Origin of the sequence: Pseudomonas sp. BP01 (assembly GCF_022760795.1) — a bacterium.
Taxonomy (GTDB): Bacteria; Pseudomonadota; Gammaproteobacteria; order Pseudomonadales; family Pseudomonadaceae; genus Aquipseudomonas; species Aquipseudomonas putida_Q.
Genome location: NZ_JAFBKA010000028.1, coordinates 22,547 through 42,553 on the forward strand (window position 1 = coordinate 22,547; position 20,007 = coordinate 42,553).

19 protein-coding genes are annotated in these 20,007 nt (G+C 65.0%); 12 read left to right on the top strand and 7 right to left on the bottom strand.

The window, feature by feature from the left end; all coding sequences use genetic code 11:
- Window positions 1-90: 90 nt before the first annotated feature.
- Together JOY50_RS21785 and JOY50_RS21790 are read right to left on the bottom strand one after the other, a co-directional pair.
- Window positions 91-960, bottom strand: a complete 870-nt coding sequence (locus tag JOY50_RS21785; protein ID WP_019471730.1) for a cation diffusion facilitator family transporter — start codon at window positions 958-960, stop codon at window positions 91-93.
- A gap of 26 nt (window positions 961-986) precedes the next feature.
- Entirely contained in the window at window positions 987-1,406 is a 420-nt protein-coding gene (locus JOY50_RS21790; protein ID WP_132844223.1) for a polyribonucleotide nucleotidyltransferase, read from the bottom strand.
- Between the two features lie 117 nt (window positions 1,407-1,523).
- Here JOY50_RS21790 and hrpB point away from each other — a divergent pair, with 117 nt between their 5' ends.
- The gene (gene hrpB / locus JOY50_RS21795) at window positions 1,524-4,052 is read left to right on the top strand and encodes an ATP-dependent helicase HrpB (RefSeq protein ID WP_243055813.1); all 2,529 of its coding nucleotides are present in this window, start codon (window positions 1,524-1,526) and stop codon (window positions 4,050-4,052) included.
- 36 nt (window positions 4,053-4,088) lie between these two features.
- Here the strand turns inward: hrpB and JOY50_RS21800 are convergent, their stop codons facing one another.
- Window positions 4,089-4,745, bottom strand: coding sequence for a YciC family protein (locus tag JOY50_RS21800; protein WP_019471733.1), 657 nt, complete (start codon window positions 4,743-4,745; stop codon window positions 4,089-4,091).
- Window positions 4,746-4,910: 165 nt separating this feature from the next.
- Between JOY50_RS21800 and JOY50_RS21805 the strand changes: the two genes are divergently transcribed.
- From JOY50_RS21805 to JOY50_RS21825, 5 genes are all read left to right on the top strand, one after another.
- A complete protein-coding gene (locus JOY50_RS21805) occupies window positions 4,911-5,666 on the top strand; it encodes a DUF2076 domain-containing protein (RefSeq protein ID WP_243055815.1) in 756 nt (251 codons plus the stop codon).
- Between the two features lie 159 nt (window positions 5,667-5,825).
- Window positions 5,826-6,305, top strand: a complete 480-nt coding sequence (locus JOY50_RS21810) for an NYN domain-containing protein (protein WP_016489324.1) — start codon at window positions 5,826-5,828, stop codon at window positions 6,303-6,305.
- A 9-nt stretch (window positions 6,306-6,314) separates the two neighbouring features.
- Complete coding sequence (locus JOY50_RS21815; RefSeq protein WP_243055816.1) at window positions 6,315-6,920, top strand: PolC-type DNA polymerase III; 606 nt, start codon at window positions 6,315-6,317, stop codon at window positions 6,918-6,920.
- Window positions 6,921-7,044: 124 nt separating this feature from the next.
- Window positions 7,045-7,965 carry a drug/metabolite exporter YedA gene (yedA, locus tag JOY50_RS21820; protein WP_138737621.1) on the top strand — a complete coding sequence of 307 codons (921 nt, stop codon included), beginning with the start codon at window positions 7,045-7,047 and terminating at the stop codon, window positions 7,963-7,965.
- 55 nt (window positions 7,966-8,020) lie between these two features.
- Entirely contained in the window at window positions 8,021-9,343 is a 1,323-nt protein-coding gene (locus tag JOY50_RS21825; protein WP_132844301.1) for a DEAD/DEAH box helicase, read from the top strand.
- Between the two features lie 33 nt (window positions 9,344-9,376).
- Here JOY50_RS21825 and JOY50_RS21830 read toward each other — a convergent pair whose 3' ends face one another.
- The 3 genes from JOY50_RS21830 to JOY50_RS21840 all read right to left on the bottom strand — a co-directional run bounded on the left by JOY50_RS21830 (window position 9,377) and on the right by JOY50_RS21840 (window position 12,532).
- Complete coding sequence (locus tag JOY50_RS21830; RefSeq protein ID WP_243055817.1) at window positions 9,377-10,618, bottom strand: TIGR03862 family flavoprotein; 1,242 nt, start codon at window positions 10,616-10,618, stop codon at window positions 9,377-9,379.
- A gap of 148 nt (window positions 10,619-10,766) precedes the next feature.
- Window positions 10,767-11,681, bottom strand: a complete 915-nt coding sequence (locus tag JOY50_RS21835; protein ID WP_132844441.1) for a histone deacetylase — start codon at window positions 11,679-11,681, stop codon at window positions 10,767-10,769.
- Between the two features lie 164 nt (window positions 11,682-11,845).
- Window positions 11,846-12,532 carry a histidine phosphatase family protein gene (locus tag JOY50_RS21840; protein WP_132844307.1) on the bottom strand — a complete coding sequence of 229 codons (687 nt, stop codon included), beginning with the start codon at window positions 12,530-12,532 and terminating at the stop codon, window positions 11,846-11,848.
- Window positions 12,533-12,711: 179 nt separating this feature from the next.
- On the opposite strand from JOY50_RS21840, the gene JOY50_RS21845 reads away from it, so the two are divergent.
- The 4 genes from JOY50_RS21845 (at window position 12,712) to JOY50_RS21860 (ending at window position 15,976) form a co-directional block, all read left to right on the top strand.
- Window positions 12,712-13,281: a GNAT family N-acetyltransferase gene (locus JOY50_RS21845; RefSeq protein WP_243055819.1), complete on the top strand. Its 570-nt coding sequence runs from the start codon at window positions 12,712-12,714 to the stop codon at window positions 13,279-13,281.
- A 96-nt stretch (window positions 13,282-13,377) separates the two neighbouring features.
- Window positions 13,378-14,247, top strand: coding sequence for an acyl-CoA thioesterase II (gene tesB, locus JOY50_RS21850; protein ID WP_028614112.1), 870 nt, complete (start codon window positions 13,378-13,380; stop codon window positions 14,245-14,247).
- Window positions 14,244-14,834: an HAD family hydrolase gene (locus tag JOY50_RS21855; protein WP_132844310.1), complete on the top strand. Its 591-nt coding sequence runs from the start codon at window positions 14,244-14,246 to the stop codon at window positions 14,832-14,834. Before tesB ends, JOY50_RS21855 begins: the two co-directional genes overlap by 4 nt.
- Before the next feature lie 131 nt (window positions 14,835-14,965).
- Window positions 14,966-15,976 carry an NAD(P)-dependent alcohol dehydrogenase gene (locus JOY50_RS21860; RefSeq protein WP_243055820.1) on the top strand — a complete coding sequence of 337 codons (1,011 nt, stop codon included), beginning with the start codon at window positions 14,966-14,968 and terminating at the stop codon, window positions 15,974-15,976.
- Between the two features lie 78 nt (window positions 15,977-16,054).
- On the opposite strand, the gene JOY50_RS21865 is transcribed toward JOY50_RS21860, so the two are convergent.
- Entirely contained in the window at window positions 16,055-16,756 is a 702-nt protein-coding gene (locus JOY50_RS21865; RefSeq protein ID WP_243055822.1) for a FadR/GntR family transcriptional regulator, read from the bottom strand.
- Window positions 16,757-17,017: 261 nt separating this feature from the next.
- Between JOY50_RS21865 and JOY50_RS21870 the strand changes: the two genes are divergently transcribed.
- Together JOY50_RS21870 and gudD are read left to right on the top strand one after the other, a co-directional pair.
- The gene (locus JOY50_RS21870) at window positions 17,018-18,370 is read left to right on the top strand and encodes an MFS transporter (RefSeq protein ID WP_243055824.1); all 1,353 of its coding nucleotides are present in this window, start codon (window positions 17,018-17,020) and stop codon (window positions 18,368-18,370) included.
- A gap of 19 nt (window positions 18,371-18,389) precedes the next feature.
- Window positions 18,390-19,745: a glucarate dehydratase gene (gene gudD / locus JOY50_RS21875; protein WP_243055825.1), complete on the top strand. Its 1,356-nt coding sequence runs from the start codon at window positions 18,390-18,392 to the stop codon at window positions 19,743-19,745.
- Window positions 19,746-20,007 lie beyond the last annotated feature (262 nt).

The window sequence follows — 20,007 nt, forward strand, 5'->3', positions numbered from 1 at the left end:
GGTAAGCCAGCTCCCACAGGTAGTGCGCATGCCTTCAGGCCGGTGCACGCCTGTGGGAGCTGGCTTGCCGGCGATGGGGCCCTTGCAGATTCATACCGGGTCGGCGTGCACCATCACATCCGCCTGTGGATAACGCTGGCGGATCACCCGCGAGGCCTCCACGCACAACCCGTGCGCGTCATGCAGCGGCAACTGCCCTGGCAGCTCCAGGTGCAACTGCACGAACCATTGGTTACCCGACACCCGCGTACGCAGGTCATGCACGCCTTTCACGCCGGGTATGGCCAAAACCAGAGTGGTCATGTGCTCGCCAACATCGCCGGGCAGCTCCTTGTCCATCAGGATCGCCGTACTTTCGCGTGCAATTTGCAACGCGCTCCAGAGGATGTAGAAGGCGATGCCCAGGCCGAACAGCGCATCCAGCTGCGGCCAGCCGAAGCGTGCGAGCAGCAGGGCCAGCAGAATGCTGCTGTTGAGCAACAAGTCCGAGCGGTAGTGCAGGGAGTCGGCTCGCACTGCAGTGGAGCCGGTCAGGCGGATGACTTTGTGCTGCAGGCTCAGCAAGGCGACGGTCAGCCCAAGTGACAGCAGCATCACCGCGATGCCGATGCCGGTATCACCCAAGGGTTGCGGGTCTTGCAGCCGTTCAACCGCTTGCACACCGATCAGCACCGCACTGACACCGATAAACAGCGCCTGCGCCATGCCGGCCAAGGCTTCGGCTTTACCATGGCCGAACCGGTGGTCGTCGTCGGCGGGTCGCAAGGCGTAGTGCACGGCCAGCAGGTTGAGAAACGAGGCAACAGCATCCAGTGCCGAGTCGGTCAACCCGGCCAGCAGGCTGACCGAGCCGCTCAGCCACCAGGCCAGCGCCTTGCTCAGCACCAGGATACTGGCCACCGCCAGTGAAGCGCGGGTGGCCAGGCGTAGCAGGCGCTGGTGTTCTGCCGAGGTGATCATCCGTGGTCAACGTCCGTGTGTGGGGTTCAGGCTGCCGGCACCAGGCCCAGGCTGGCCAGCTGTTCGACGCTGCCGCGGTGCTGGATCAGCCGTGGGTCGTTCAGCGGCAGACGCTGGCCCAGTTCGCTTTCGAGAATGGCCTGCAACTTCAGGTTGTCGACCTTGCCGTCGGGGCTTACCGCTTCTTGCAGCTTGGCCGGGTCGACCTGGGCGGTGCGGCCACCCGGGTAGTAGATGGCGCCGGTGGCAAAGTCGATGCCGAAGGCAATCAGCCCCGGGATCACGTAGAACAGGATGCCGATGGCGTCCATGGCGGCTACCACGGGGTCGATCTTGCCGCCGATCTGGCCGCGCCGGTCCGGGTAGAAAATGGTACCGCAGGCCGTCAGCTGGGTCAGCATGGTGGCGATGAGGGCGCCGCCGATGACGCGGGATGGGATGCGCATGTAAATCTCCGAGAAGGTATTCAGCAGGGCAAGCGAAGCGCCTGCGCCTGAAGCTTAAGACCATGATAGAGCAGGCTGGGTTCGCCGTTATACTCGCCAGATTGTTCGAGGACCACCATGATTTCATTACCGATCGATGCCGTGTTGCCCGCTTTGCGCCAAGCCCTGGAAAAACGCGACGAAGCCGTGCTCGAAGCGCCCCCCGGCGCCGGCAAGACCACCCGCGTGCCGCTGGCACTGCTGAACGAGCCGTGGCTGGCCGGGCAGACCATTCTCATGCTCGAACCGCGGCGCTTGGCGGCGCGGGCGGCAGCCGAACGGCTGGCCAGTGAACTGGGCGAGCAGGTGGGTGAAACGGTGGGTTACCGTATCCGCCTGGACAGCAAGGTCGGCCCTAAAACCCGTATCGAGGTGGTGACCGAAGGCATTCTTACCCGCCGCCTGCAAGCCGACCCGGCGCTGGAAGGCGTGGGCTTGCTGATATTTGACGAATTCCACGAACGCAGCCTGGATGCCGACCTGGCCCTGGCGCTGAGCCTCAACGGCCGCGCGTTGCTGCGTGACGAGCCGCCGCTGAAAATCATGCTGATGTCGGCAACCCTGGAAGGGGAGCGCTTGTCGCGGCTGCTGGACGACGCCCCGGTGGTCAGCAGTGAGGGCCGCATGCACCCGGTCGATATCCGCTGGGGGCGGCCCTTCCAGCCGGGCGAGTTCATCGAGCCACGGGTAGTGGACAGCGTGCTGCAGGCGCTGGCCGACCAGACGGGCAGTGTGCTGGTGTTCTTGCCGGGCCAGGCCGAAATCCGCCGGGTGCACCAGAGCCTGCAGGAAGCACTGGGCGAGCGGCCGGAGATTTTGCTGTGCCCGCTGCATGGCGAACTCGACCTCAATGCCCAGCGTGCGGCCATCGACCCGGCGCCCAAGGGCCAGCGCAAGGTGGTGCTGGCCACCAACATTGCCGAAACCAGCCTGACCATCGACGGGGTGCGCGTAGTGGTCGACGCAGGGCTGGCGCGGGTGCCGCGGTTTGACCCTGGCAGTGGCATGACCCGGCTGGACACCCAGCGTATCTCCCGCGCCAGCGCCACCCAGCGCGCCGGCCGTGCCGGGCGCCTGGAGCCGGGCGTGTGTTACCGGCTATGGTCCGAAGCCCAGCATGACCAACTGGCTGCCCATGGCAGCGCCGAAATCCTCCAGGCCGACCTGGCAGGCCTGGCCCTGCAACTGGCGCGTTGGGGCGTCGCACCCCATCAGTTGCGCTGGCTCGACCAACCGCCCAGCGCAGCGTTTGCCCAGGCGCAGGACCTGCTGGCGCGCCTGGGGGCATTCAAACCGGGCAGCCGCGACAACCTCAGCGAGCACGGCCAGGCCATGGCCGAGCTGCCGGCTCACCCACGCATCGCCCATTTGTTGCTGCGTGGTCAGGGCCTGGGGTTGGCCGCCATGGCCTGTGAAGTGGCGGCGTTGCTCGGTGAGCGGGATATCCAGCGTGGCGGCGGTGCCGACCTGCACAGCCGGCTGGCTCTGGTCAGCGGCGAGAGCAAGGCCAGCCGTGGCGGCCAGGGTGGCGTGCAGCGCGCCCGGCAGCTTGCGCGTCAGTACCGTGGCCTGTTGCGCGGCAAGGCCGGGGCCGCCGTCGCCGACCCCGATCATCCGCGCTGGCTTGGCGCCTTGCTGGCGCTGGCCTATCCCGACCGGGTCGCGCAGCAGCGGCGTGAAGGGGGCGCCGAGTATCGCCTGGCCAACGGCCGTGCAGCCTTGTTCGGTGAGGTCGATGCGTTGATGAAGCACCCGTGGTTGGTAATCGCCGACCTGGGTAGCTGCCAAGGCCAGCGCGAAGAGCGTATCTACCTTGCGGCAGAATTCGACCCGGCGCTGCTCGATGATGTGCTGGCCGAGCAGGTCGAGCGTGTCGATTTACTGGACTGGGACGAGCGCGAGCAGGTGCTGCGCGCCGAACGCCAAACCAAAGTCGGTGAGCTGATACTGAGCCGCGAACCACTGAATGGCCTGACTGACGAAGCGCGCGCCAAGGCGCTGCTCGGCCTGGTACAGCGCAAAGGCCTCAACCTGCTGACATGGACCCCGGAACTGCGCCAGTGGCAGGCGCGGGTGGCACTGTTACGCCAGCTGGACCTGGACAAGGACGGGCAAAGCGAATGGCCCGACCTGGGTGACGAGGCGCTGCTTGCCAGCCTGGAAGACTGGTTGCAGCCCTACCTTGGCAAAGTGTCCCGCCTCAGCCACTTCAGCGCGCTGGACCTGCCGTCGCTGCTGCGCAACCTGCTGCCCTGGCCGCTGCCGCAACGCCTGGAAGAACAGGCGCCCGCGCATCTGGCCGTGCCGTCCGGTTCGAACATTCGTCTGGACTACAGCGAAACCCCGCCGATTCTCGCCGTGCGCCTGCAAGAACTGTTCGGCCTGGCCGATACCCCGCGCATCGCCAATGGCCGGCAGCAGGTCAAGTTGCACCTGCTGTCCCCGGCACGCCGCCCGGTGCAGGTGACCCAGGACCTGGCCAACTTCTGGCGCACGACCTATGCCGAAGTGAAGAAAGACCTGAAAGGGCGGTACCCCAAGCATTACTGGCCGGACGACCCGTTGGTGGCCGAGGCCACGGCGCGGGCCAAGCCTCGGGGTACCTGATTACGGTGCTGCCTGGCCGCACCGCAGGGCTGGGCATCACGCCCCGGCTTCGCCCTCCAGCAGCATGAACAGGCGGTACAGCACCACGGTGCTGAACAGCTGCAGGAAGCCGCTGAGGCTGTCCATGGCCAGCTCCATGCCGGGCGATGGCTCGGGGAAGGCCATCAGCAGCAGCCCATCGATCAGCCAGATCGGTGCCAGTACCGCTACCACACAGATCATGATGCGCATGAAGTGCCCGGTGGTCATGCGTGCGCTTTCGCGCATCGACTGCACCACCGGCAGGCCGCGCAGCACCAGCAGGTACTCGGCGAACACCAGGTTGATCATGATCCACACGCCCGGGAAGATGAACAGCGCCAGGCCGGCCATGATCAGCAGCGAGCTGATCAGGATCAGCAGGGCCAGTTGCGGCCATAGCTGCAAGGCGCGGGCGAACAGGTCGCGCTTGCCGATGTCCTGGCCGTTGCTGCGGGTGTGCAGGTAAAGAATCAGTGCCGCACTGTACAGCGGGTAGAACAGCAGGCTGACCAGCATGCCGTAGGCCGGCGATGCCTGGTCACCCATCTGCCGGTACAGCAGCTGGGTGAGCAAGGCTTCCAGTACCACCAACGGCAGGCACAGCTGGAGGATGTTCGGCAGGTGGCGGCGGAAGAAGTACAGGGAGTCGCGCAGAACGCTCAGCGGATTCATCAGTCAACATCGCATGGCAGTAAAAACAGGGGCATAACTTTAGCCCAAAGCAGGCGTGGGGCTGGCACTTGCTGAAAAAAGTTTCACGGCGCCAGTGATTGAATCCCGCGCCGCTACACCCCATCTTTGACGCTGTCCGTTGTCCCGCTACCCACGAGGTCGCCCATGAACACTGAAGAACAAACCCTGATCGACGGCCTGTTCGGCCGTATCAGGCAAGCCGAAGACCCGAGCCAGCCGCGTGACGCGCAGGCCCAGGCGTGCATCGAGCAACACCTGCGCCAGCAGCCGGCGGCGCCTTACTACATGGCCCAGGCCATCCTGGTGCAGGAGGCGGCAATCAAGCGCCTCGACGAGCAGAACAAGCAGCTGGAGGCCGAGCTGAAGCAGGCCCGCGCCCGGGCTGAGGCTGCACAAGCCGGTACCAGCGCACCAGGCAACGGTGGTGGGGGCTTCTTGTCCAGCATCTTTGGCTCGGGCGGGCGCAATGCGGCCCCGGCTGTGCAGCCTCAGCGCCCTTCGACGCCGCCGGTAGCACCCGGCGGTGGCTGGCGCGAGCCGTCGGCGCCGGGCTTCCCCCAGCCTCAGCAGCAGCCTGGCTTTGGCGCCGCGCCGGCGCGCGGCGGTGCCAGCAGCTTCCTCGGTGGGGCCATGCAGACCGCCGCCGGTGTGGCCGGTGGCGTGTTGCTGGCGCAAGGCATCAACAGCATGTTCAGCCACAACTCGCAGCCGGAAGAGGTGGTCGAGGTGATCAAGGAAGAGCCAGTACCCGCTAGTGATAGCGGCGGCTGGAACGACCAGGGCGGGCAGCAGCAAGTGGCTGACAACGGTGGTTGGGGCAGTGACCAGGGCGGTTATGCCAACACCGATTACGGCAGCGACGACGGCGGGTTCTTCTCGGACGACGATTCGTACGTCTGACAGGTCTGGCATACTGCTGGCAATTTTGGGGGCGCTTTGCGCCCCTTCGCGGGCACGCCCGCTCCCACAGTGACATGTACGACACCTGTGGGAGCGGGCGTGCCCGCGAAGGGCTGTGCAGCAGCCCCCGGTATTCCAGGCCAGACATGAGGTTCCCAGGTGAAAAAGATCGCGCTGTTCGCCGATGTGCAGAACCTCTACTACACCGTGCGCCAGGCCCACGGCTGCCATTTCAACTACACCGCGTTGTGGGCCGACGTCAGCCGTGAAGGCCAGATTGTCGAAGCGGTGGCTTATGCCATCGACCGTGGCGACAGCAAGCAGCAGCAGTTCCAGCAAATTTTGCGCAACCTGGGTTTCGATGTGCGCCTCAAACCCTTCATCCAGCGCAGCGATGGCTCGGCCAAAGGGGACTGGGATGTGGGGATTACCCTGGATGTGATCGACGCGGCCAGCCGGGTTGACCAGGTGGTGCTCGCCTCTGGCGATGGTGACTTCGACCTGTTGCTGGAACGGGTGATCCAGCGCCACGGTACAGAGGCCGTCGTGTATGGGGTGCCAGGGCTTACCGCATTGTCGTTGATCCGTGCGGCCACCCGTTATGTGCCCATCGAGGGTAAGCTATTGCTCAAACATTGAGGCCCTTTGATGGAACGTATTGCTGTAATCGACTTTGAAACTACCGGCATCAACCCTGGCGCCGGCTGCCGCGCCACCGAAGTGGCGGTGGTGATGCTGGAAGGCGGGCGCATCGTCGAGCGCTACCAGAGCCTGATGAACGCCGGCGTGCCGGTACCTGCCTTTGTCGCCGGGCTGACCGGCATTACCACCGCCATGCTGCGCAGTGCGCCGCCGGTGGACAAGGTAATGAACGAAGTCGCCGAGTTCGTCGGGGCCACCCCGTTGCTGGCGCACAACGCTGCCTTCGACCAGAAGTTCTGGGACTACGAACTGAGCCGCATTGGCCGTAGCCGTAGCCAGTCTTTTGCCTGCTCCCTGCTGCTGTCCCGGCGCCTGCTGCCGATGGCACCGAACCACAAACTGGGCACCCTGACCCGCTGGGCCGGCCTGCCGGATACCGGTACCGCGCACCGGGCCATGGCCGATGCCGAGATGGCGGCCAACTTGCTGCAACACCTGGTAGGCGAACTGCGCCAGGCCCACGGTATCCAGGAACTGTCCCACGGCCTGCTTTGCCGCCTGCAGAAAGTGCCTGCCGCAAAGGTTCGCGAAACCCTGGCCAAATTCCGGTGATCCCTCCTCAACCCAAGCCGGGCGCACCAAAAGTGTGCCGCTCATTTGAGCCCGTTCTGTAGCGTAACTTCACCCAGGTAGGCCGTTAAACTGAATTACCCGTAAACGGATTTCGAGTTTTTCCATGCCTGCCTCCCGTCGCTTCCCGCTGTTGCTCATTGGTGCTTTCCTGGCCTTGTACCTGGTCTGGGGCTCCACCTACCTGTTCATTCGCATTGGGGTAGAGAGCTGGCCGCCGATGCTCATGGCCGGGGTGCGCTTCGTGATTGCTGGCGGCCTGCTGTACGGTTTTCTGCGCTGGCGCGGTGCGCCGGCGCCGACCTGGGCGCAGTGGCGGGCGGCAGGGGCAGTCGGTTTTCTGCTGCTCAGCTGTGGCAACGGCGGCGTGACCGTGGCCGAACATGCCGGGGTGGCATCGGGCGTGGCGGCACTGGCAGTGGCCACAGTGCCATTGTTCACCTTGCTTTTCGGCCTACTATTCGGTCACCGTAACTCGAGGCTGGAGTGGGCGGGGATTGCCTTGGGGCTGGTGGGTATCGGCCTGCTGAACCTGGGTTCCAACTTGCAGGCAAGCCCGATGGGTGCGGCACTGATCATTTTCGCGGCGGCGTCGTGGGCGTTCGGCTCGGTATGGAGCAAGACATTGCCGTTGCCCCAGGGGCCGATGGCCAGCGCTGCGGAAATGCTGGTGGGCGGTGCGGCGCTGTTGCTGGGCAGCGTGCTGTCTGGTGAGCGCATGACGCAGATGCCGACCGCAGCCGGCTGGGGGGCGTTGGCCTACCTGGTGTTCTTCGGCTCGATCCTGGCGTTCAGTGCCTACATGTACCTGCTCAAGCATGTACGCCCGGCGGCGGCCACCAGCTATGCCTACGTCAACCCGGCGGTTGCCGTGTTGCTGGGCATTGTCTTTGCCGGCGAACAGATTGGCGCTGAAGAGTGCGTGGCCATGGCGGTGATCATCGGTGCGGTGGTGCTGATTGGCCTGCCACAGTGGCGCAAGGCACCCCAGCCTGCGCAGCCGTTGAAAGGTGAAATCTGCAAGTAGGCGGGGGTGATGCGGTAAACTTGCCGCCTTCGCTGAACCCCCTGACGGTATTGCCATGAATTTCGCCAAACTCGGCCTGATCGAACCACTGCTGCGCACCCTGCAGCAGCTGGACTACACCACCCCGACCCCGGTGCAGGCCAAGGCCATCCCCGCCGTGCTGGCCGGCCGCGACCTGATGGCCGCAGCGCAGACCGGTACCGGCAAGACCGCAGGCTTTGCCCTGCCCGTGCTGCAGCGCCTGGCGCTGGAGGGCGAGAAGGTGGCCAGCAACTCGATCCGCGCGCTGGTGCTGGTGCCTACCCGTGAGCTGGCCGAGCAGGTGCACAACAACGTGCGCGAGTACGCCGAGAACCTGCCGCTGAGCACTTACGCGGTGTACGGCGGCGTCAGCATCAACCCGCAGATGATGCGCCTGCGCCGTGGCGTCGACCTGTTGGTGGCCACCCCGGGCCGCTTGCTCGACCTGTTCCGGCAGAACGCGGTGAAGTTCAACCAGGTGCAGACCCTGGTGCTGGACGAAGCTGACCGCATGCTCGACCTGGGCTTTGCCGAAGAACTGCAGTCGGTGTACGCCGCGCTGCCCCGCAAGCGCCAGACGCTGTTGTTTTCTGCCACGTTCTCTGACCAGATTCGCGTGCTGGCGGGGCTGGCCTTGAACGACCCGCTCAGTATCGAAGTGAGCCCGCGCAACGCCACCGCGACCAGCGTCAAACAGTGGCTGGTGCCTGTGGACAAGAAGCGCAAGGAAGACCTGTTCTGCCACCTGCTGCGCAAGCAGCGCTGGACGCAGGTGCTGGTGTTTGCCAAGACCCGTAACGGCGTCGACCAGCTGGTGGCGCGCTTGCTGGCCGAAGGCGTGAACGCCGACGGCATCCACGGTGACCGCCCGCAGGCCACCCGCCAGCGTGCGCTGGACAGCTTCAAGGCCCGCGAGATTCAGGTGCTGGTGGCGACCGACGTGGCGGCCCGTGGCCTGGATATCGACGACCTGCCGCTGGTGGTCAACTTCGACCTGCCGATCGTCGCCGAGGATTACGTGCACCGCATCGGGCGTACCGGGCGGGCGGGTAACAAGGGCGAGGCGATTTCGCTGGTGTGCGCGGATGAAGTGCAGTTGCTGGGGGCTATTGAAGTGCTTACCCGGCAGACCCTGCCACGCCACGAAGAGCCGGATTTCATCCCTGATCACCGGGTGCCGATGACCGACGCCAGTGGCCAGGTGATCAAGAAGCCGAAGAAACCCAAAAAGCCGAAAGAGAACAGCGCCAAGCGCGGGCTGGGGCGCTGGATGGACAGTGGGGACCCGGAGCCGGCGGTGAAGGCGGTGCGCAAGGTGCCGAGCTTCAATGGTGGGCCGCGTAAGCGTAAGCCTTGAGATTTTGGGGCCGCTTTGCGGCCCCAAAATCTGTCAGGAAACCCGCGTAACCCAATCCGCCGCCGCCCGCCCGGCGCGCAACCCGCTGGCAAAGCAAGCCGTCAGCAGATACCCCCCGGTCGGCGCCTCCCAGTCCAGCATCTCGCCGGCACAGAACACCCCCGGCATGCCCTTGACCATCAACCCCTCATCCAGCCCCTCGAAGCGTACCCCGCCGGCACTGCTGATCGCTTCATCCAGTGGCCGCGTTCGCACCAATGTGATCGGCAAGGCCTTGATCGCCCGGGCCAGCACCAGTGGGTCGGCAAAGGTCGCCTGATCGGTCAGCTCGCGCAGCAGCGCCGCCTTGACGCCATCAATCCCCAGTTGGCTGTGCAGATGCTTGGCCATGGAGCGCGAACCGCGTGGCTTGGCCAGTGCCTGGGCAATTTTGTCCACAGGCTTGTCTGGCAGCAGGTCGAGCAGCAGTACCCCTCGGCCTTCGCGGTTGATGGCCTCGCGCACCGGCGCCGACCAGGCATACACCAGGCTGCCTTCCACACCTTGGGCGGTGAGGATGAACTCGCCCTTGCGCGGCGCGCTGCCGGGGACGCTGAGGGCAATGTTCTTCAGCGGTGCGCCCGCGAATTTTTCCTTCAGCAATGCGCTCCAGCCTTCCACCTCAAACCCGCAGTTGCTGGGCTGCAAAGGCGAGATATCCACAGCCCGTGCGGCCAGCAATGGCTGCCAGGCGCCATCCGAACCCAGTCGCGCCCAACTGCCGCCACCCAGCGCCAGTACCACCACGGCAGCCTTTACCGCGCGCTCGCCCTGTGGATAAGCGATCCGTAAGGTACCATCGGCATTCCAGCCCAACCAGCGGTGCCGGGTGTGGATAACTACCCCGGAGTCGCGCAGCCGCTTGAGCCAGGCGCGCAGCAGGGGGGCGGCTTTCATGTCGGTGGGGAACACCCGCCCCGAGGTGCCGACGAAGGTTTCGATGCCCAGGCCGTGAATCCACTGGCGCAAGGCGTCGGCGTCGAAGCCGCGCAGCAGCGCATCGACTTCGCCCTGGCGCTCGGCATAGCGTGAAACGAACGCCGGGTACGGCTCGGAGTGGGTGATGTTCATGCCGCCAACACCCGCCAGCAGGAACTTGCGCCCCACCGAAGCCATGGCGTCGAACACCTCGACCGCCAGGCCTGCCTGGGCCAGCGCTTCGGCGGCCATGAGGCCGGCGGGGCCGCCACCGATGACGACGGCAAGAGGAGGGGAGGCGGGGTTCAGATCGGGCATGGTGGGCAGCAGGCTGTGGAAAAGATGCGCATTCTACCGCAGCGCTGCCCATGGAAGCACTGATCAAAAAATGATCAGGTTGCTGCAGGCCTTGCAGGCAAAGGGCTACAGCGCCTTTCGCTCAGGTTATCCACAAGCGGTTCCACAGTCATTGTGAACAACCCATGACACGTGCCGCGCTGTGGTGAAGGATGCCATGGCGCCTGGCCAACGCTTCGCGGTCTTTGCTGTAGCCGCCGCCGATCACGCCAACCACCGGAATGTCACGGCCCAGGCAGTGGCGCAGCACCGCTTCGTCACGGGCGGCCAGGCCGGCGTCGGTCAGTTGCAGGTAGCCCAGCGCGTCGTCCTTGTGCACATCGACGCCGGCGTCATACAGCACCAGGTCGGGTTGATAGAGCGGCAGCAGGTAGTTGAGGGTGTCATCCACTACCTTCAGGTAGGCCGCGTCGCCCATGCCACGGGGCAGGGGAATGTCCCAGTCGCTCTGCGCCTTGCGGGCCGGGAAGTTCTGCTCGCAATGCAACGACACGGTGATGGCCTCTGGGGTGTCGTGCAGGATGCGCGCGGTGCCGTCGCCCTGGTGCACATCGCAGTCGAAGATCAATACCCGGTGTACCCGGCCAGCCTCCAGCAGGTAGCGGCTGATCACGGCCAGGTCGTTGAAGATGCAGAAGCCGGCGGGGTGGTCGTAATGGGCATGGTGTGTGCCACCGGCGAGGTGGCAGGCGATGCCATGTTGCAGCGCCATCTCGGCGGTCAGCAGCGAGCCACCCACTGCACGGACCGTGCGCCGGGCCAGGGCTTCGCTCCAGGGCAGGCCGAGGCGACGCTGGTCCTCGCGGGACAGGTCGCCGTTCATGTAGCGCTCGATATAGCCACGGTCGTGGGCCAGGGCGAGGATGTCGTTGGGGCAGATGTCCGGGCGCAGCAATGCCTGGTCGGTGGTCAGCCCGCTGTCGACCAGGTGGTCATGCAGCAGGCGGAACTTGTCCATCGGGAAGCGGTGTTCGGCGGGGAACTCCGGGCTGTAGTCTTCGTGGTAGATCAGCGGCAACGGCATGGATGGGGTCGCAATCAGGGCCAGTGCTGATCTTGCCATGGGCGGGGCAGCTTTGCTGCCCAATCGCCGGCAAGCCAGCTCCCACAGGTAATGCACAAGCCTCGAAGGCCATGGGGAACCTGTGGGAGCTGGCTTGCCGGCGATGAGGCCGGAGCAGGGGAATGCTATTTGCCGGTGCTGGCCAGTACGCGTTGCCAGTCGGGCTCGTTCAGGCGCCCGAGGATGCGTGCCTTGCCGTTGCCATCCACCGACACGAACAGGGCGCTGGCGTAGCCACTCTGGCGCTCGCCACCGGTAACGTTCTGCTGGCGGGCGAAGTGGTCGATGCAGCCGTTGTGGGTCACCAGCACCAGGTTGTGGCCGGGGCGCTTGCGTGACAGTGCTTCACTGGCAAACTGGTTGTCACAGCCTTCCAGCCAATCCTCGCTGGCCACCGCCTGGCCGAGGATGAAATGCGCGGTTTGCCGGGTGCGCAGTTTCGGGCTGCTGAGCATGTCGGCGTTGTTCAGGCCCAGTTGGTGCAGCCCCTGGCCAACGCGGCCAGCGGCCTGGCTGCCGGCCACGGTGATGCCGGTGGGGTCGTCCAGGCAGGGCCCGGGGGCGCTGTCGCAGCGTTCGGCGTGGCGGATCATCACGATCACAGCGCCGTCGGCCCAGTCCTGCAACAGGCCGCTGTCACTCAGTTGTTGCTCGTTACCAAGGTCCACGATATGCGTCCTCGTCGCCAGCCAGGTGGTCAACGCCGCCACGACCATGCACAGGCCAAGGGCGGCACCGAGGGCCTTGCGTGACAGGCGCCGCTTGCGCCGGGCATGAATGGCAGGGTGCCCCAGGGTGTTGCTCGATAGCATGCGTTGCTCCGTTGGCAGTGCCGCGGCTAGCGCGGAGGTGGATGGCGGCATCCTGCCAAGCGGCCTGTCGGGGGCCGGTGAAGGGCGTGTGAAAATTGCATTTGGCTGCTGCCGGCTGGGTGAAACCCGCGCCCGCGCCTACGCTGTAAACTGCAAGGCGGTAAACCGGAGCAGGCCCCATGACCCCCATCCTCCAACTGGAAAGCGCACGGCTGGTGCTGCGCCAATGGCATGACGATGATTTGCGCGAGTTCGCCGCGCTGTGCGCCGACCCACAGGTGATGCGCTACTTTCCGGCGCCGCTGACGCGCGTTGAGGCGGCTGCGTTGATCGGCCGGGTGCGCGGGCATTTGAATGAGTACGGCTTTGGCCTGTGGGCGCTGGAGCGCAAGGACAGCGGCGCGTTCATCGGCATGACCGGGTTGCTCAATGTCAACTTCGAGGCACCCTTTGCCCCGGCAGTGGAAATCGGCTGGCGCCTGGCACGTCGCCACTGGGGCCTGGGCTTTGCCAGCGAGGCGGCGTGGACCTGCCTGCGTTGTGCTTTCGCCCAATTGCGCCTGGAAGAGGTGGTGTCATTCACTAGCGAGAGCAACTTGCCGTCGCAGAAGGTGATGCAGGCCATCGGCATGCAGCAGGACCTGAACGGCAGCTTCGAACACCCCCGCCTGCCCGTGGGGCACCCGTTGCGCCCGCATGTGCTTTACCGCATCGACCGCGCCCATTGGGAGCGCACCCTGCGCGCCTGAATGCACGGCCATGCCCGGTGCGAATGACAAACCCTGTATCATTTGCCTTCATAACGAGCGCTGTAGAGACGTGTTGCCTTGCGAGGAGAACCCCCAATGAGTCATGTGTTGGACGACCTGGTCGACCTGTTGAGCCTCGAATCCATCGAGGAGAACCTGTTCCGTGGACGCAGCCAGGACCTGGGCTTCCGTCAGCTGTACGGTGGGCAGGTGCTGGGCCAATCGTTGTCGGCGGCCAGCCAGACAGTCGAGGACGCTCGCCATGTGCATTCGTTGCACGGCTACTTTCTGCGCCCGGGCGATGCCAGCCTGCCGGTGGTGTACTCGGTGGACCGCGTGCGCGATGGCGGCAGCTTCAGCACCCGTCGGGTGACGGCGATCCAGAAGGGCCAGACCATCTTCACCTGCAGCGCGTCGTTCCAGTACGACGAGGAAGGGTTCGAGCACCAGGCGCAAATGCCTGACGTGGTCGGCCCGGAAAACCTGCCCACCGAGGTGGAGCTGGCCCGCGCCATGGCCGACCAGTTGCCCGAGCGTATTCGCGACAAAGTGCTGTGCGCCAAGCCGATCGAGATCCGCCCGGTCACCGAGCGCGACCCGTTCAACCCCAAGCCCGGCGACCCGGTGAAGTACGCCTGGTTCCGCGCCGACGGCAACCTGCCCGACGTACCCGCCCTGCACAAGTACCTGCTGGCCTATGCCTCGGACTTCGGCCTGCTGACCACGGCGTTGCTGCCCCATGGCAAGTCGGTGTGGCAGCGCGACATGCAGATCGCCAGCCTCGACCATTCGCTGTGGTTCCATGGCAACCTGCGCGCCGACGAGTGGCTGCTTTACGCAACCGACAGCCCCTGGGCCGGGAATTCCCGCGGTTTCTGCCGCGGCAGCATCTTCAACCAGGCCGGGCAACTGGTGGCATCGTCGAGCCAGGAAGGCCTGATTCGCCATCGCAAGGACTGGGCATGAGCCTGGGCGAGGTGCGTAACTGGGTGTTCGACATGGACGGCACCCTGACCGTGGCCGTGCATGATTTCGACGCCATTCGCGTGGCGTTGGACATCCCGGCCGAGCATGACATCCTCACCCACCTGGCGGCCCTGCCGGCAGACGTCGCAGCGGCCAAGCATGCCTGGTTGCTGGAGCACGAACGTGACCTGGCGGTTGCCTCCACGGCGGCCACCGGGGCGGTGGAACTGGTGCGCGAGTTGGCCGGGCGCGGGTGCCGGCTGGGCATCCTGACGCGCAATGCCCGCGAGCTGGCGCATGTGACGCTGGAGGCCATCGGCCTGGCAGACTGCTTCCCTGAGGAGCACATTCTTGGGCGTGACGAAGCGGCGCCCAAGCCAAGCCCGGATGGGCTGCTGAAGATTGCCAGTGCCTGGGGCGTGGCGCCGGGCGAGCTGGTGATGGTGGGGGATTACCGGTTTGACCTGGACTGTGGGCGTGCTGCAGGCGCACGCACGGTGCTGGTGAACCTGCCGGATAACCCATGGCCGGAGCTGGTGGATTGGCATGCGGCCGATTGCCGAGCGCTGAAGGTGATGCTGGGCTGATTCTTGTGTCGGCAATGCGGGCCTCTTCGCGGGCATGCCCGCTCCCACAGGTATTGAGCAAGTCTCAGGTCTGTGGTGCCGGACCTGTCTATGCTGAACCCCATTCTTTCCTCTGATACGGAGACCCACCCATGACCAGCAAGGCCATCTACGTACAACCCGGCGGCGGCTACGACAAGGTCGAGGTCGGCACCAGCGAGGCCCAGGCCCCCAAGGCCGGCGAAATCACCGTGCGCCTGCACGCCAGCTCCCTCAACTACCACGATTTTGCCGTGGTCAGCGGCATGTGGGGCCCGAGCGAGCGGCGTATCCCCATGGCCGATGGCGCTGGCGAAGTGGTTGCGGTGGGCGAAGGCGTCAGCGAGTTCCAGGTCGGCGACGATGTGGTCAGCACCTTCTTCCCTGACTGGCTCGACGGCCAGGCCAACGTCGAAGGCTTTGGCAGGGTACCCGGCGACGGCCTCGATGGTTATGCCCGTGAGCAGGTCACTGCCCGCGTCACCGCCTTCACCCTGGCGCCCAAAGGCTTCAGCCATGCCGAAGCCGCTACCCTGACCACGGCTGGCCTTACCGCCTGGCGTGCGCTGATGAGCGACGACCACCTCAAGCCTGGCGACACGGTGCTGGTGCAGGGCACCGGTGGTGTGTCGATCTTCGCCCTGCAGTTCGCCAAGCTGGCCGGCGCCACCGTGATCGCCACGTCGTCCAGCGACGCCAAGCTGGAGCGTCTGAAAGCGTTGGGCGCCGATCACCTGATCAACTACAAGAGTACCCCGGCCTGGGGCGAGAAAGTGCGCGCGCTCACCGGCAACCGCGGCGTCGACCATGTGATCGAAGTGGGCGGCCCGGCGACGCTGGAGCAGTCGATGATCGCCGCGCGCATCGGTGGGCATGTGTCGCTGATCGGCATCCTTACCGGCGTGGCCGGGCAGCTGCCGTTGGTGCAGGCGCTGGTGCGGCAGATTCGCCTGCAAGGTGTGCTGGTGGGCAGCCGCGCCCAGCAGCAGGCGATGGTGCGGGCGATTGATGCCAACGGCCTGCGGCCGGTGGTGGACAAGCACTTTGAACTGGAGCAGATCGTCGAGGCGTTCCGCTACCAGGAAAGCAACCGGCATTTCGGCAAGATCTGCCTGACCTGGTAAGGGCTGGATTCCCACAGGCCCTGCCCATACGCGGTACCTGTGGGAGCGGGCGTGCCCGCGAAGGGCTGCGCAGCGGCCCTAGTCCGGCAGCATCCGGTCGCGGCTGTTGGACAAGTGCAGGCAGACCGCCGCCCGCGCTGCATCCGGGTCTTGCCGGCGGATGGCATTGAGGATTGCCTCATGCTCCAGGTTGGCCAGGTACGCCTGCCTGGCCAGCTTCGCCCCGCCGCGTTCGGCCAGGGCCATGCGGTTGCGCGGGATCAGGCTGTTGCCCAGTTGCAGCAGCATCTCGGTGAAGTACAGGTTGCCGGTAGCCTCGGCAATCAGCAGGTGAAAACGCCGGTCGGCCTCGATGCAGCTGTCGCCGGCGGCAGCCAGGTCCTGATAGTCATCCAGTGCCTGGCGCATGCGTGCCAGGTGCCCCTCGTCACGGCGCAGCGCAGCCAGGGCGGCGGCCTGGCCTTCCAGGCCAATGCGCAGCTCCAGCAGGTCGCGCACATTCGCCGCGCTTTCCGCCGCGATGCGCAGCCCGGCCTGGGCCTGGCGCTCCATCACGAAGGTACCGATACCGTGGCGCGGCTCCACCAGCCCGGAGGCCTGCAACTTGGATAAGGCTTCACGCACCACCGTGCGGCTGACGCCATGCTCGCGCACCAGCGTGTTCTCTGAAGGCAATTTGTCACCCGGCTTGAAGGTGCCCAGCAAAATCTGCTGGGTCAGGCTGGAGACCAGGTCATGGGCGCGGCTGTGGCCGCGTTTGCGGGCGTGTTCGGGTTCCATGGTGTGATCCGTTTCGCGCTGAGCTTGTACGACAAGTTAATCCATCAAATTATTTTTTGCCGATTTTTTCTGCCTCCAAGCTGGCATTTAACTTCTCCTTTTTTGAAATATCGCAGCATATTGGCATTGTGACAGCTTGTATTTCGCTGTTTTGCCGACATTGTTGATCTTGTCGTACAACCTCGCCGCGCATATGCTCATCCCCACTGCCATGTCAGACAACCCAGACTCGCACAAAAACAATTAGTGGGAGATTTGCAAGTGAACGACACCCTCGCTCCGTCTGCCCGGCATGACGGCGACGCCCTGGCCAGTGCCGTGGCCAAGGTCAAGCGTCATGTCCTGCCGCTGTTCGTCATCATGTTCATCGTCAACTACCTCGACCGCGTCAATATCGGCTTTATCCGCCCGCACCTGGAAAGCGACCTGGGCATCAGCGCTGCGGCCTATGGCTTTGGCGCCGGCTTGTTCTTCATTGGCTACGCGTTGTTCGAAGTGCCTTCGAACATGCTGCTGCAAAAAGTGGGGGCGCGGCTTTGGCTGACCCGCATCATGTTCACCTGGGGGCTGGTGGCCACGGCCATGGCTTTTGTGCAGAACGAAACCCAGTTCTACGTGCTGCGGTTTCTGCTGGGGGTTGCCGAGGCGGGCTTCTTCCCTGGGGTGATCTACTACTTCACCCGCTGGCTGCCAGGCGCCGAGCGCGGCAAGGCGATTGCCATTTTCCTCAGCGGTTCGGCGCTGGCTTCGCTGATTTCCGGGCCGCTGGCCGGGGCGTTGATGCAGATCCAGGGCCTGGGCATGCATGGCTGGCAGTGGGTGCTGTTCATCGAAGGAATGGCCTCGGTCGCCTTGTGCTTCTTCGTGTTTTTCTGGCTGGATTCCAAACCACAGGATGCCAAATGGTTGAGCCAGGCCGAGCAGGACGCGCTGGTAGCCACCATCGACCGCGAGCAGCGTGAGCGCGAAGCTGTTGGCACGGTCAAGGCTTCGGCCTGGAGCCTGCTCAAGGATCGCCAGATCGTGCTGTTCTGTGTGATCTACTTCTGCATTCAGTTGACCATCTACGCTGCCACCTTCTGGCTGCCCAGCATCATCAAACGCATGGGTGACCTCAGCGACCTGCAGGTCGGCTTCTTCAACTCGATCCCGTGGCTGATCTCGATCCTGGCCATGTACGCCTTTGCCGCCGGCTCCGCGCGCTGGAAGTTCCAGCAGGCCTGGGTAGCCGGTGCCCTGGTGGTCGCCGCCATTGGCATGTTCATGTCCACCACCGGTGGGCCGGTGTTCGCCTTTGTCGCCGTGTGCTTCGCGGCCATCGGTTTCAAGTCGGCATCGTCACTGTTCTGGCCAATCCCGCAGGGTTACCTGGATGCCCGCATCGCGGCAGCAGTGATCGCCCTGATCAACTCGGTCGGCAACCTCGGCGGCTTTGTTGCCCCCACCACCTTCGGCCTGCTGGAGCAGCAGACCGGCTCGATCCAGGGTGGGCTATATGGCCTGGCCGTGACCTCGGTGCTGGCGGCCATTGCCATCTTCTTCGTTCGCACTCGCCCAAAGGGCACCTCGTCCGATGACCTCAAGGCCCCCTCGGCCCTGGGCCAGACCCACTGAATACTGCGAGACAACAATCATGAATATGCAGACCAATCCCGCCGTTCATACCAGCACCCCGGTGGTCACCGAACTGCGCGTTATCCCCGTGGCCGGCCATGACAGCATGCTGCTGAACCTCAGTGGCGCCCATGGCCCGTATTTCACCCGCAACGTGGTAGTGCTGCGCGACAGCTCTGGCAATACCGGGCTGGGCGAGGTGCCTGGCGGTGAACAGATTCGCCAGACCCTGGAAGACGCCCGCAGCCTGGTAGTCGGCCAGCCGATCGGCCACTACCAGCGCGTGCTCAATGCCATGCGCCAGACCTTTGCCAGCCGTGACTCGGCGGGTCGTGGCCTGCAAACCTTCGACCTGCGCATTACCGTGCATGCGGTAACGGCCATCGAGTCGGCGCTGCTCGACCTGCTTGGCCAGCACCTCAACGTGCCCATGGCGGCCCTGCTGGGCGAGGGGCAGCAGCGCGATGCGGTGAAGATGCTGGGTTACCTGTTCTACATCGGCGACCGCCAGCAGACCGACCTGGCCTACCGCAACGAGGCCGATGCCGATGACGACTGGTTCCGCGTGCGCCACGAGAAGGCCTTGACCCCGGATGCGGTGGTGCGCCTGGCCGAAGCGGCCGAGCAGCGCTATGGCTTCAGCGACTTCAAGCTCAAGGGCGGTGTGCTGCGTGGTGAAGAGGAGATGGAAGCAGTCACGGCGCTGGCCGAGCGCTTCCCGGAAGCCCGTATCACTCTCGACCCTAACGGCGCCTGGTCACTAAAAGAGGCCATTGCCCTGTGTCGCGACAAGCATCACGTGCTGGCCTATGCCGAAGACCCCTGCGGTGCCGAGAACGGTTATTCGGGCCGGGAGGTGATGGCCGAGTTCCGCCGGGCCACCGGCCTGCCCACCGCCACCAACATGATTGCCACCGACTGGCGGCAGATGGGCCATGCGATCCAGTCGCAGGCATTGGATATTCCGCTGGCCGACCCGCACTTCTGGACCTTGCAAGGTTCGGTACGGGTAGCGCAGATGTGCAATGACTGGGGGCTGACCTGGGGCTCGCATTCGAACAACCACTTCGACATTTCGCTGGCGATGTTCACCCAGGTGGCGGCTGCGGCGCCGGGCGAGATTACCGCGATCGACACCCACTGGATCTGGCAGGACGGCCAGCGCCTGACCCGTGAGCCGCTGCGCATCGTCGACGGCCATGTGCGGGTACCGGCCCGGCCGGGGCTGGGGGTGGAGCTGGATGAGGATCAGTTGGCCAAGGCCCATGAGTGCTACCGCAACATGGGTTTGGGGGCGCGGGATGACAGCGTGGCGATGCAGTATCTGATTTCGGGGTGGCGCTTCGATAACAAGCGGCCTTGCCTGGTGCGTTGAGGCGGTTACAGGCCCCGCAGTGCAAAGACAGCCCCGGGTGACCGGGGCTTTTTTGTGGGTGGCTGAAAAAGGGTGGTACCTGCGCCGGCCCCTTCGCGGGTGAACCCGCTCCCACAGGTACGGTGCAAGTCTTGAAGCTTGTGGTGACCCTGTGGGAGCGGGTTCACCCGCGAAGAGGCCGGCACTGGCAACACACATCCAAATGAAAAACAAAAGCGTCAGATGGCCCGGTGGCGTGATCGGGCATGCCATTCGCGACATC